The organism is Pseudoalteromonas sp. H103, assembly GCF_001469205.1.
GTDB classification, from domain to species: Bacteria; Pseudomonadota; Gammaproteobacteria; order Enterobacterales; family Alteromonadaceae; genus Pseudoalteromonas; species Pseudoalteromonas carrageenovora.
In genome coordinates, this window is record NZ_LOFG01000015.1 from 489,031 (window position 1) to 502,419 (window position 13,389).

Sequence of the window (13,389 nt, forward strand, 5' to 3'; positions counted from 1 at the left end):
TTGCCCCTGTCTGTGGATAACTTTGGGATAATGTAATTATGTTAGTAGACGCTCACACATAAATGACAATTAAACTAATGATCTGCTAAATTTACGCAATTTGAAAATAAATTTCGACTGGTTTTATTATCATCAAGCTTTGCGTAAAAACTAACATAATCACAATATATAGTGTTTAATAATTAACATGGCACTATATATGGTTGAATCCATCAATCGGACTTTGCCAGTTAAAGTTGGCATTCCAGCTAACAGCTTCGTCAATGCTAGGTACATAGCCCCAAAGTGCTGTGGCGGTATGCATACCTGCAGCTTTGCCTGCTTGAATGTCACGCTGTGCATCGCCAATGTACAAGCAGCGTTTAGGGTCTACCCCCATCAGCTTTGCACTATGTATAAGTGGTAAAGGTGAGGGTTTAGCCTCAGCTAAAGTGTCGCCACTGATCACAACACTTGCATCTTTTAAAGCGGGAATAGCAGCCACTAAAGGATCAGTTAAAAAGCCGGGCTTGTTAGTCATGATCCCCCATTTGATCTTTTTATGAGAAAGCGCAATAAGTAGTGGTTCTATACCAGAAAAACAAACGGTTTGATTTGCTATGTTTGCAGCATACTCATCAACAAGCTGTTCAATAAGTGTGCTTTGTGCTTGCTCAGGCCATAACGCTTTAAAACCAGCTTCTAATAATGCACCAGCACCGTTAGAGGCAGCAGGGCGATAAACATCGCTGGTTACTTCATCTACGCCTTGCGAGCGAAGTACAGCATTCAAAGCAGCGCCTAAATCATCTGCGGTATCAAGAAGCGTACCGTCTAAGTCAAATAAAAACGCATCGTAATTTACAAGTGAAGTGGGGGTTTGAGAGCTAGCCATTAAGCTAACTTCTCAAAATGAAGTATGTAATTAACGCTTACATCTGTATTTAGTGTGTATTGCTTTGAAAACGGGTTATACGTTAATCCTGCACTTGCACGCACTTTTAATCCAGCTTGCTCTGCCCATGCGATTAATTGCGCAGGCTTAATAAACTTTTTATGGTCGTGCGTACCTTCTGGTACCATTTTTAGCAGCTTTTCAGCGCCAACAATGGCATACAAGTAAGACTTAGGTGTTTTATTAAGGGTAGAGAAAAAAACGTCTGCGCCTGGTTTAGCAAGCTCTGCTACAGCATGAATGATAGAGGCAGGGTCGGGCACGTGCTCTAACATTTCCATACAGGTAATCACGTCGAAGCGTTCAGGATGCTGTGACGCAAATTCTTCGGCAGGTACTTTTATGTAATCTACATTTACACCTGTTTCTAAACTGTGTAATTTGGCAACAGTTAAGGGCTCTTGCCCCATGTCTATGCCTGTTACGTTTGCCCCCATACGCGCCATACTTTCACTGAGTATGCCGCCACCGCAACCTACGTCGAGTGTTTCTTTGTCGAAAAGGCCTTGAGTTTTATTAGCTATAAAGTCTAATCGTAATGGGTTAATTTCGTGAAGAGGTTTAAATTCCCCGTCTTGGTCCCACCAACGCTCTGCGATGGCTTCAAATTTTGCTATTTCTGCGTGATCTACATTTTGATGTTCGGTCATAAAATACTTCCTCGTCAATCTGAGGCCATTATATAGGGCTAAATTGATAAATCGCAAAGTTTTGCGCCTGTAAATCCAAATTAATTGTGATAGCATGGTCACTTAGAAATAATAACAAATACTCTTGGCGCCTAATACCGGGTTGCAAAGAGCTGATACTGAAGGAATGTGATATCAAATGACTGATCTCGCCAATGAAATTCTGCCAGTCAATATTGAAGACGAGTTAAAAAACTCCTACTTAGATTACGCGATGAGTGTAATTGTAGGACGTGCACTACCAGACGTACGTGATGGTTTAAAACCTGTTCACCGCCGCGTTTTGTTTGCAATGAACGAGCTTAGTAATGATTGGAACAAGCCTTACAAAAAATCGGCCCGTGTGGTCGGTGATGTAATCGGTAAATACCACCCACACGGCGATAGTGCAGTTTATGACACAATAGTCCGTATGGCACAGCCATTCTCTCTACGTTATATGCTTGTAGATGGCCAAGGTAACTTCGGTTCGGTTGATGGTGATTCAGCAGCGGCAATGCGTTATACAGAAGTACGTATGGCAAAAATGTCGCATGAGTTATTGGCCGATCTTGAAAAAGAAACGGTTGATTTCGTACCTAACTACGATGGCACAGAGCAAATTCCTGACGTTTTACCAACGAAGGTTCCTAACTTATTAGTAAATGGTTCATCAGGTATTGCGGTAGGTATGGCGACTAACATCCCACCACATAACTTAACTGAAGTGGTTAATGGCTGTTTAGCACTTATTCAAAATCCTGATTTAACTATTCATGAGTTAATGGATTATATCCCAGGCCCTGATTTCCCAACTGCTGCAATTATCAACGGTAAAAAAGGCATCGAACAAGCCTATTTAACTGGCCGTGGTAAAGTGTACATGCGTGCACGCGCCGAAATCGAAACCGATGAAAAAACGGGTCGCGAAACAATCATCGTTCATGAAATTCCTTATCAAGTAAATAAAGCACGCTTAATTGAAAAAATAGCTGAGCTTGTTAAAGATAAGAAAATTGAAGGCATTAGCGCATTACGTGACGAATCTGATAAAGACGGTATGCGTATCGTTATTGAGATAAAACGTGGTGACGTAGGTGAAGTAATATTAAACAACTTATATTCTCAAACCCAGTTACAAACTGTGTTTGGTATGAATATGGTTGCGTTAATAAATAATCAACCTAAGTGTTTTAACTTAAAAGAAATGCTTGAAGAGTTTATTATTCACCGCCGTGAAGTAGTAACTCGTCGTACAGTATTTGACTTACGTAAAGCCCGCGACCGTGCACACACGCTTGAAGGCTTAGCAATTGCACTTGCTAACATTGACCCAATAATTGAGCTTATTCGTAAATCTCCAACACCTGCTGAAGCTAAAGTTGCTTTAACAGCGCGTCCGTGGGAATTAGGTAATGTACAAGCAATGCTTGAAAAAGCCGGCGAAGACAATGTAGCTCGTCCTGATTGGTTAGCTGCGGAGTTAGGTATTCGTGATGGGCAGTACTATATTTCTGAGCAACAAGCTCAAGCAATATTAGATTTACGCTTACACAAGTTAACAGGTCTTGAACATGAAAAGATCTTAACTGAATATCAAGCGCTTTTAGATTTAATTGCTGAACTATTATACATTTTGGCTACACCTGAGCGTTTAATGGAAGTTATTCGTGATGAGCTAGTTGAAATAAAAGAGCAATATGGTGATGAGCGCCGTACTGAAATTAACGCTGCTGCACACGATATTAGCTTAGAAGATTTAATTACTGAAGAAAACGTCGTTGTTACGCTTTCTCACGAAGGTTACGTTAAGTATCAAGCATTGTCTGATTACGAAGCGCAACGTCGTGGTGGTAAAGGTAAATCTGCAACGAAGATGAAAGATGAAGATTTCATCGAGCGTTTATTAGTGGCAAACACGCACGATACAATATTGTGCTTCTCAACTGCGGGCCGTTTGTACTGGCTTAAAGTTTACCAGTTACCACTTGCAAGTCGTGCTGCGCGCGGCAAGCCAATTGTTAACTTATTGCCACTTGAAGATGATGAGCGTATTACAGCTATCTTACCTGTACGCGAGTACGAAGATGATAAATACATCTTTATGGCTACAGCATTTGGTACAGTGAAGAAAACACCACTTACAGCATACAGTCGTCAACGTGCGAGCGGTATTATTGCTGTTAACCTAAATGAAGGCGATAGCCTAATTGGTGTTGATATTACCGACGGTAGCAACGAAATTATGTTGTTTACTGATGCAGGTAAAGTTGTACGCTTTAAAGAAGCTGAAGAATCAGCAGTAGTTGATGAAGACGGCAACCCAGTACTTGATGAAGAGGGTAACCCAGAAATTCGTTTCAAAGGTGTACGTCCTATGGGCCGTACTGCTACGGGTGTTCGTGGTATTAAAATGGCCGATGATCAACGCGTAGTATCGTTAATTGTACCAAAAACTGATGGTGCAATTTTAACGGTAACTGAAAACGGTTACGGTAAACGTACTCAACTTGAAGATTACCCATCTAAGAGCCGTGCAACACAAGGTGTTGTATCTATCAAGGTGAGTGAGCGTAACGGTGCTGTTGTAGGTGCTGTACAAGTTGACGACAACGATGAAATAATGATTATTTCTAATCGTGGTACCTTAGTACGTACTCGCGTTAATGAAGTTTCTACGGTTGGACGTAACACGCAAGGTGTTATTTTGATCAGAACTATTGACGAAGAGCAAGTAGTTGGTTTACAACGTATCGAAGAGATTGAAGTTACAGAAAGTGACTTAATTGATATTGAAGACGTTGAAACAGTTGATGCAGTTATAGACGAAGCCGTGGATGACAATCCTCCTTCTGAATAATTGAAATTGAAAAAGCGGCTAAGGCCGCTTTTTTTAATGTTGTTGAAAAAAATTAATAGAGCATAAATTTTATTATTTATGCTCAGTAGTTAAATTACTGGAATGAGGCAAAGGTAATGAGTAAATACAATTTTTGTGCGGGGCCAGCCATGCTTCCGCAAGCGGTTATGCAAAAAGCACAAAAAGAATTTTTGGATTGGCAAGATTTGGGTGTGTCTGTGATGGAAATAAGCCATCGCAGCAAAGACTTTTTAGCACTCACAGCTAAATGCGAAGCCAGCCTTCGTCGATTAATGAACATTAGTGATGAGTTTGAAGTGCTATTTATGCACGGTGGTGGTCGCGGTCAATTTAGTGCCGTTCCTTTAAACTTGCACCAAGAAGGTAAAGCTGCGGTTTATTGCGAAAATGGTGTGTGGTCTAAAAGTGCAACGGATGAAGCTAATAAGTTTACTAAAGTAACCTCTATTGATGTACGTAATGATGCTAATGGCGAGTTTTCAATAAAACAAGTAGCTGACTGGGTTTTACCTGCTGATGCATCGTACATTCACTACTGTCCTAATGAAACGGTAGATGGACTAGAAATTTTTGAAGTACCAACACACCCAACGGCGCCAATTGTCGCAGATATGTCATCGACTATTTTATCGCGCGAGATCGACGTTAATAAATTTGATTTAATCTATGCTGGTGCACAAAAAAATATCGGTCCATCGGGTATTTCAATCGTTATTGTTCGTAAAACATTACTCGAGCGTAAAGGTCTAGCAAAGCCAGGGATTTTAGATTACGCCCTTGAAGCAAAACAGGGTAGCATGTTTAACACTCCACCTACTTTTGCATGGTATTTAGCTGCACAAGTATTTGAATGGCTCGAAAGTAATGGCGGCGTTAAAGCAATGGAAGCGCAAAATATTGCAAAAGCGCAGTTACTTTATGATTTTATTGATGAATCTTCTTTTTATACCAATAAAGTAGCTAAGCATTGTCGTTCACGAATGAATGTTCCATTTTGGCTTAATGATGAAAGCTTGAATGAAAAGTTTGTTACGCAATCTAAAGACGCAGGTTTGTTAGCACTTGAGGGTCACAGAATAGTTGGCGGTATGCGTGCAAGTATTTATAACGCAATGCCTCTTGAAGGTGTTCAGGCGCTTGTGGATTTTATGGCTAGCTTTGCAAAGGAGAATAGCTAATGGAGCAACTTCGCTTAGAGCCTATTTCTCGTGTAAATGGCTCAGTAACTTTACCTGGGTCAAAAAGCTTATCAAACCGTATTTTATTATTAGCAGCACTTGCTAATGGAACAACCGTTGTAGAGAACTTACTTGATAGTGATGATATTCGTCATATGTTGGGGGCTTTAAAGCTTTTAGGTGTAAATGTAACACTTAATGAAGAGCACACCATAGCAACTGTAAATGGCGTAGGTGGCATTTTTAAAACGCCTAGTGAACCTTTGTTTTTAGGCAATGCGGGTACTGCATATCGCCCTTTAACAGCTGTGCTTGCGGCTGTAAGTGGCGAATATGAGTTAATAGGCGAGCCACGCATGGAAGAGCGCCCAATAGGGCACTTAGTTGATGCACTGCAAGCACTAGGCGGTGACATTACTTACACTAAACATAAAGATTATCCACCACTTAAAATAGTGGGTGGGCAAATAAATGGCGGAGAAGTTGAAATTGACGGCAGTATTTCAAGTCAATTTTTAACGGCTTTATTAATGGCAGCTCCTTTATTTAGCGGTGATACACACATAACAATTAAAGGTACTTTAGTCTCTAAGCCTTATATTGATATTACTTTAGGCGTTATGGCTCGTTTTGGAATTAATGTTCAACACGATAATTATGCAACCTTTAAAGTAAAAGGTGGTCAACAGTACCAATCACTTGAACGCATAATGGTTGAAGGTGACGCATCGTCGGCTTCTTATTTTGTTGCAGCAGCAGCTATTGCTGGCGGCGAGATTGAAATTAAAGGTGTTGGCGCTAAATCGGTTCAAGGTGATATTGGTTTTGCAAAAGTAATGGAACAAGTAGGCGCTAAAGTAGAGTGGTATGATGAGCGTTTAGTGGTTAGAAAGGGCGAATTAAAAGGCGTAGACATTGACGCTAATGCTATCCCTGATGCTGCTATGACACTTGCAACCGTTGCGCTTTTTGCCAAAGGCCCAACAGCTATTCGCAATATATATAACTGGCGCGTAAAAGAGACAGATCGTTTATATGCAATGGCTACCGAGCTTCGTAAAGTAGGTGCGCATGTAGTAGAAGGTGAAGATTTTATAGAGATCACACCACCGGAAACATTTAATGACGTTGCTATTGATACGTATGACGATCACCGTATTGCTATGTGTTTTTCAATGGTTGCCGTAGGCGGAAAGCCTATAACCATTAATGATCCTAAGTGCACTTATAAAACATTCCCTACTTTTTTCAATGTTTTAGCGTCGGTAAGTGAATAGGGCTTTTATAACTATTTATAAAAAGTTACACACTTATAGCAGATATATTTTAATAACTGACGTATAATGTCGCGGTTTATTTAGGTGTGCATTGCAGGAGGTTTTAAATGCAGGCGTTATTAATGCCCGTGATCACCGTTGATGGCCCAAGTGGTTCAGGTAAAGGAACTGTTTGTCGCTTGTTAGCCGACAAGTTAGGGTGGGATGTGTTAGATAGCGGTGCGATTTATCGCGTTTTATCTTTAGCTGCACTTCATCACCAAATTGCATTAGATAATGAAGAAGGGTTAGTCCCGCTTGCTGCAAACTTAGATGTGCAGTTTTTGGTAGATAGCCAAACTAATGCAGGAAAAGTTATTTTAGAAGGCGAAGACGTAACAACCACTATTCGTAATGAAGAAGTGGGTGCAGCTGCATCGAAAGTAGCTGCTTTACCTCGCGTTCGTGAAGCACTATTACGTCGCCAGCGTGCGTTTCGCACTGAAAATGGCTTAATTGCTGATGGCAGAGATATGGGCACTGTGGTATTTCAAGATGCGCCGTTAAAAATATATTTAACCGCTAGCGCAGAAGAACGTGCTCGTAGACGCTTTGTTGAGTTGAATGAGCGCGGCCATGATGTTACACTAAGTGGTCTATTACAGGACATTCAAGCTCGTGATGAGCGCGATATGAATCGTGCCGTTGCTCCGCTTGTACCTGCAGAAGATGCTATCGAGATAGACACTAGTGAGCTTAATGCTCAGCAAGTGTTTGATAAAGTTATAACTTTAGTTGATATTGCAATCTCTGAAGGTCGGCTTCCTAAACGAAGCTAAACACTTTTTATGCGCCAGCAGGATGCCAGTGCTATTTTAACAACCCCATGCAGCATGGTTGCTTATTGGTATTAATATATGAGACGTATATTCGTATGTCAGAAAATTTTGCGCAGTTATTTGAAGAAAGCTTAAAGGGTTTTGAAGCAGAGCAAGGCTCTATTGTTAAAGGTACAGTAATCTCTATCGAGAATAACATTGTACTTGTAGATGCTGGTCTTAAATCAGAAAGTGCTATCCCTGCAGAGCAGTTCAAAAATGCTGCTGGTGAACTTGAAGTTGCTGTAGGCGACGAAGTAGATGTTGCACTAGATGCAATTGAAGACGGTTTCGGTGAAACTATCCTTTCTCGTGAGAAAGCGAAGCGTCACGAAGCGTGGATCCGTCTTGAGAAAGCATGTGAAGAGCAAGAGACTGTTACTGGTGTTATCAACGGTAAAGTTAAAGGCGGTTTCACAGTTGAAGTTGATTCAATCCGTGCTTTCCTACCTGGTTCACTTGTTGATGTTCGTCCAGTACGTGACACAACTCACCTTGAAGGCAAAGAGCTTGAATTTAAAGTAATCAAGCTTGACCAAAAACGTAACAACGTTGTTGTTTCACGTCGTGCAGTTATCGAGTCTGAAAACTCACAAGAACGTGAAGAGCTTCTTGCTAACCTTGTTGAAGGTCAAGAAGTTAAAGGTATCGTTAAGAACCTTACTGACTACGGTGCATTCGTTGACCTTGGTGGTGTTGATGGTCTACTACACATTACAGATATGGCTTGGAAGCGTGTTAAGCACCCTTCAGAGATCGTTAATGTTGGTGACGAAATCGCAGTTAAAGTTCTTAAATTCGACAAAGATAAAACTCGTGTATCTCTAGGCCTTAAACAGCTTGGCGAAGATCCATGGGCAGCTATCGCTGGTCGTTACCCAGAAGGTTCTAAACTTTCTGGTCGTGTAACTAACCTTACTGATTACGGTTGCTTCGTAGAAATCGAAGAAGGCGTTGAAGGTCTAGTACACGTTTCTGAAATGGATTGGACTAACAAGAACATCCATCCTTCTAAAGTTGTAAGCCTTGGCGACAACGTTGAAGTTATGGTTCTTGAAATCGACGAAGAACGTCGTCGTATTTCTCTTGGTCTTAAGCAATGTATTGCTAATCCTTGGCAGGAATTTGCTCGTCTTCAAAACAAAGGCGATCAAGTTACTGGTAAGATCAAATCAATCACTGACTTCGGTATCTTTATCGGTCTTGACGGTGGTATTGATGGTCTTGTACACCTTTCAGACATTTCTTGGAATACACCTGGCGAAGAAGCTGTACGTGAATTCAAGAAAGGCGACGAAATCACTGCTATCGTATTGCAAGTTGACCCAGAGCGTGAACGTATCTCTCTAGGTGTTAAGCAAATCGAAGCTGACCCATTCAATAACTACCTTGATGCAAACAAAAAAGGTGCTATTGTTAAAGGTAAAGTGACTGAAGTTGATGCGAAAGGCGCAACTGTTGAACTTATCGAAGGCGTTGAAGGTTACATCCGTGTAGCTGATATCGCTCAAGAGCGCGTTGAAGATGCAACTACTGTTGTTTCTGTAGGCGACGAGATTGAAGTTAAATACGTTGGTGTTGATCGTAAGAACCGCACTTTAAGCTTATCAGTTAAAGCTCTTTTCGAAGCAGAAGAGAAAGAAGTACTTGAGAAGCTTAAGAAAGAAGAGCCAGTGTTTGAAAACGCAATGGCAGCTGCTTTCGCAAATGCACAAAAAGACTAATATATAATTAGTTTTTAGTTGGAAGGGCATTAATGCCCTTCCTATATCTCTTTTTAAGGAAACGCTATGACTAAGTCAGAATTGATAGAAACACTTGCGGAACAACACGCACACGTTCCAGTGAAAGATGTTGAAAATGCAGTAAAAGAAATTCTTGAACAAATGGCCGGCTCATTATCTACTTCGGATCGTATTGAGATCAGAGGTTTTGGTAGTTTCTCTTTACATTTCCGCGCTCCTCGCACAGGTCGTAACCCTAAGACTGGCGATACAGTTGAGCTTGAAGGAAAGCATGTACCTCATTTTAAACCTGGCAAAGAATTGCGCGACCGCGTAAACGAGAGTATTGCCTAGTTAACTCATTGGAGTAGTTACTTGTTTAAGGTATTAAAAATTATTCTGGTTGCGTTTTTTCTCATTTGCGCATTTGTATTGGGATCTCAAAACCCACAATTAGTACAAATTAATTATATTATTGCCAGTAATACATTACCTTTAGCTGTAATAATTAGTATCTGCTTTTTAATAGGTGTTGTAATTGGCTGCTTTATAAGCTTTAAAATATTTTCTAAGTTAAAGTGGCAAAACTACCGTTTAAAAAAACAATTAGCGCCTGAAAAAGATAAAAACAAGCTTGCCGCTAATAAAGACGCCTAATTATGATTGAGCTTTTGTTTTTACTACTGCCTGTAGCTGCCGGTTACGGCTGGATAATGGGTAAAAATAGTGCTAAAAACCAAGCTCATCAACTTAATAGACAGATCACATCTGAATATAGTAAAGGCTTAAAGTTTTTACTTGATAGAGAAGAAGATCAGGGTTTAGAGCATTTAATCAACTTGCTCGAAGTAGCCGCTGATTCTGTTGAACATTATTCTACATTAGCTACTATGTTTCGCCGTCGAGGTGAACTAGACCGCGCTATTAAAATTCATGAACTCCTTTTAAAGCATCCTAGCTTAAGCGAAAAAGAATCTGCAACTACGCGTTTAGAACTTGCCGAAGATTATATTATGGCGGGTTTACTTGATAGTGCAGAAGAGCATTTGGTCTGGCTTGTTAAAGCAGGTGAGCCTGAAGCGCTTGACCCTATTATTACTCTTTATTCGCAAACCCGAGAGTGGGAAAAAGGCATTAATATGTTTGAAGCCCATAGCGAGCTATTTTCTAAAGAGCAGCATTTTAAAGCCATTGCTAACTTTTATTGTGAATTAGCATTGAGTAATAATAATCCTCAATTAATGCGTAAAGCGATAAGCTTAAATTACAAAGCAATTAGGCCGCTTTACGAACTAGGTTTAACTGCTTATACAAGCGAGGATTACGTTAAAGCTATTTATTACTGGCGTGAACTTGTTTGTCAGTTTACGTTGTTTGCCCCGTTATTTATTGATGAGCTGGCGCATAGCTATAAACAATTAAATTTAACTCATCAGTTTCATGATTTATTAAATGACCTTTTAGATAAAGGTGGCGTGCTAATAAAAATAAAACATTGCCAAGCTTTATTAGAGCAGGGGCATACCAAGCAAGCATTTGATTTTTTAACTGATAGTTTAAAGCGCCAACCGACTATTCGCGGTTTTAGCTTTTTACTGCAGCTTATGGGTAATCAAAATAAAAATACAAAAGAAGTACTCAATGAAATTGATAAGCTTGTTACTTCGTATATAGCCACAAAACCTGATTTCCAATGTCAGCACTGTGGATTTACCAGTCACACAATTTACTGGAATTGCCCATCTTGTAAACATTGGGAAACCATTGTGCCAAGTAGAGGCTTAGACGGATTTTAATAACCCCTAACTATTTATAACTTTACTGCCATTCATTAGGATAGCTATGTCTTTCGAACATTCAAAAAAAATTCTTATTGCCCTAGATTATGATTCTCAAGAAGCCGCCCTTAGTTTTGTAAAGCAACTTTCACCTGATACTTGCCGACTAAAAGTGGGCAAAGAGATGTTTACTTACTTTGGGCCTTCATTTGTTAAAGAGTTAATTGATTTAGGCTTTGATGTATTTTTAGATTTAAAATTTCATGATATCCCTAATACGGTAGCTAAAGCAGTTACTGCAGCGGCAAATATGGGCGTGTGGATGGTGAACGTACATGCATCTGGCGGTTTTGAAATGATGACTAAAGCTAAACAAGCACTCGAAAAATTTGGTGATAAAGCACCACTTTTAATTGCTGTAACTGTATTAACAAGTATGGATGAAATTGAGCTAAAACGCTTAGGTGTAGAAAAGTCAGCACAGCAACAAGTTATGCATCTAGCTAAATTAGCAAAAGAGGCAGGACTTGATGGTGTTGTTTGCTCAGCTCAAGAAGCTAAAATTTTAAAAGCTGAACTAGGTAATAATTTTAAATTAGTTACTCCTGGTATAAGGCCTGAGGGAAGTGATGCTGGCGATCAAAAACGTATTATGACGCCTAAACAAGCAGTAGATGCCGGAAGTGATTATTTAGTTATTGGTAGGCCGATTACTAAAGCTGACAATCCAGTAAAAGTATTGGAAGATGTTAACAGTTCAATAAGCTAGCTTAACAAAAACCAGTTATTTAGTGCTAAACCCTTACCTTATGTAGATTTTGTGTTACATTAATAAAATCAAAATGTTGTAGGGGTTTATTTTGAAGTTATTTTTAGGTTCTATATTAATTATAGTTGCTGGTTTTTCGGTTAATAAGTATGTATCTTCAAGTAAAGCATATGATGGTGTCAGTACAGTTACAGATATAATTTCTGTGTATCCTGTTAATATGTTTGATTTTAAAAAAACAATGGAAGACTACGCACATCACTTATGTTACAAAAATGAGGCGACTCTAAATACACAACATATTACGGTAAATGAGTGCTTATCGCAGCATGAAAACAAAAAGTTAGAGTGTGAAAAGAAAGTATTTCGTTTAGCGCCACTTAATTTAGAAAGTGAAGTTGAAGTGTTAGATTATTCAAGGCAATACACACAATGTACATTGCCTTATAAATATATTTTAGGTTAGAACTCAGCGGATATATTTTATATTAAGATTTTAAGCGAATGGATTTCGCTTCAATCTCTATTAGCTCTTGTTTAAATAATCCACCAATTGCTTTTTTATAGTTAGCTTTACTCGTTGAGAAAACCTTTTTTATAAGCTCAGGATCTGACTTATCACCAATGGCAAGTATTCCACCTTCTTGTTTGAGCTTCTCTAAAATCTTTTCACTTAGATCACTTACTTTACCCATGCCAGGCTTTTCAAGTACAACGTCAATTTTACCATCTTCACGTACCTTTTGAACAAACCCTTTAAGTTTTTGCCCAACAAATAAATTTTTGAATACCATGTTATAAAATACAACACCAAAGTGAGATTCTTCAATTAACACTTTGTAACCAATGTCTGTTTTACCAGCAACAATCAAATCAACTTCTTGAAGGTGTGAATATTCAGGCTCATCTTTTGATAAAAAGCGGTTAAAGTTATTCGATGCACATATACGTTGGCTTGCATTATCAAGATACAAACGAACTAAGTATGAATGGCCTTCTTGCATTCGTGGCTTTTGTTCGTTAAATGGAACTAGTACGTCTTTATCAAGCCCCCAATCTATAAATGCACCAATACTGTTTATTTCTTTAACGCGAAGCAGGGCATATTCACCAACTTGAGCATGTGGTTTTTTAACGGTGGCAGTAGGTAAGTTAGCATTATCTAAATATATAAATACACTAATGCTATCACCTGCTTCAAGCTCATGTTTAATTTCTTGTTTTGGTAAAAACACTTCACCTAAGTCATGGCCATCAAGGTAAGCACCTTCGTTACTTACTTCTTTTACAAATAGGGTTTGTGTTGTTCCTAGGTAACTCATA

At 39.3% G+C, this 13,389-nt stretch carries 13 protein-coding genes; 10 read left to right on the plus strand and 3 right to left on the minus strand.

Annotated elements, in window-relative coordinates:
• Positions 1–193: 193 nt before the first annotated feature.
• Together ATS74_RS11965 and ubiG are read right to left on the minus strand one after the other, a co-directional pair.
• Complete coding sequence (locus ATS74_RS11965; protein ID WP_058549113.1) at positions 194–874, minus strand: HAD family hydrolase; 681 nt, start codon at positions 872–874, stop codon at positions 194–196.
• The gene (gene ubiG / locus ATS74_RS11970) at positions 874–1,584 is read right to left on the minus strand and encodes a bifunctional 2-polyprenyl-6-hydroxyphenol methylase/3-demethylubiquinol 3-O-methyltransferase UbiG (RefSeq protein WP_058549114.1); all 711 of its coding nucleotides are present in this window, start codon (positions 1,582–1,584) and stop codon (positions 874–876) included. Before ubiG ends, ATS74_RS11965 begins: the two co-directional genes overlap by 1 nt.
• Positions 1,585–1,762: 178 nt before the next feature.
• On the opposite strand from ubiG, the gene gyrA reads away from it, so the two are divergent.
• From gyrA to ATS74_RS12020, 10 genes are all read left to right on the plus strand, one after another.
• The gene (gene gyrA, locus ATS74_RS11975) at positions 1,763–4,462 is read left to right on the plus strand and encodes a DNA topoisomerase (ATP-hydrolyzing) subunit A (protein WP_058549115.1); all 2,700 of its coding nucleotides are present in this window, start codon (positions 1,763–1,765) and stop codon (positions 4,460–4,462) included.
• Between the two features lie 116 nt (positions 4,463–4,578).
• Complete coding sequence (gene serC / locus ATS74_RS11980; protein WP_058549116.1) at positions 4,579–5,661, plus strand: 3-phosphoserine/phosphohydroxythreonine transaminase; 1,083 nt, start codon at positions 4,579–4,581, stop codon at positions 5,659–5,661.
• Entirely contained in the window at positions 5,661–6,938 is a 1,278-nt protein-coding gene (gene aroA / locus ATS74_RS11985; RefSeq protein ID WP_058549117.1) for a 3-phosphoshikimate 1-carboxyvinyltransferase, read from the plus strand. The genes serC and aroA overlap by 1 nt, the downstream gene beginning before the upstream one ends.
• A gap of 107 nt (positions 6,939–7,045) precedes the next feature.
• Positions 7,046–7,756, plus strand: coding sequence for a (d)CMP kinase (cmk, locus tag ATS74_RS11990; RefSeq protein WP_058549118.1), 711 nt, complete (start codon positions 7,046–7,048; stop codon positions 7,754–7,756).
• Positions 7,757–7,851: 95 nt separating this feature from the next.
• On the plus strand, positions 7,852–9,519 hold the full coding sequence (gene rpsA / locus ATS74_RS11995) for a 30S ribosomal protein S1 (protein WP_058549119.1): 1,668 nt from the start codon (positions 7,852–7,854) through the stop codon (positions 9,517–9,519).
• A gap of 66 nt (positions 9,520–9,585) precedes the next feature.
• Entirely contained in the window at positions 9,586–9,873 is a 288-nt protein-coding gene (gene ihfB / locus ATS74_RS12000) for an integration host factor subunit beta (RefSeq protein ID WP_007583054.1), read from the plus strand.
• Positions 9,874–9,894: 21 nt separating this feature from the next.
• Positions 9,895–10,176 carry a lipopolysaccharide assembly protein LapA domain-containing protein gene (locus tag ATS74_RS12005; protein ID WP_058549120.1) on the plus strand — a complete coding sequence of 94 codons (282 nt, stop codon included), beginning with the start codon at positions 9,895–9,897 and terminating at the stop codon, positions 10,174–10,176.
• Between the two features lie 2 nt (positions 10,177–10,178).
• Positions 10,179–11,315, plus strand: coding sequence for a lipopolysaccharide assembly protein LapB (gene lapB / locus ATS74_RS12010; protein WP_058549121.1), 1,137 nt, complete (start codon positions 10,179–10,181; stop codon positions 11,313–11,315).
• A gap of 46 nt (positions 11,316–11,361) precedes the next feature.
• Positions 11,362–12,066: an orotidine-5'-phosphate decarboxylase gene (pyrF, locus tag ATS74_RS12015; RefSeq protein ID WP_058549122.1), complete on the plus strand. Its 705-nt coding sequence runs from the start codon at positions 11,362–11,364 to the stop codon at positions 12,064–12,066.
• Between the two features lie 91 nt (positions 12,067–12,157).
• Positions 12,158–12,532 (plus strand): hypothetical protein, encoded by a 375-nt coding sequence (locus tag ATS74_RS12020; RefSeq protein WP_058549123.1) that lies wholly within the window; start codon positions 12,158–12,160, stop codon positions 12,530–12,532.
• Between the two features lie 22 nt (positions 12,533–12,554).
• Here the strand turns inward: ATS74_RS12020 and ATS74_RS12025 are convergent, their stop codons facing one another.
• Positions 12,555–13,388 (minus strand): CvfB family protein, encoded by an 834-nt coding sequence (locus ATS74_RS12025; RefSeq protein WP_058549124.1) that lies wholly within the window; start codon positions 13,386–13,388, stop codon positions 12,555–12,557.
• Position 13,389: the final 1 nt, after the last annotated feature.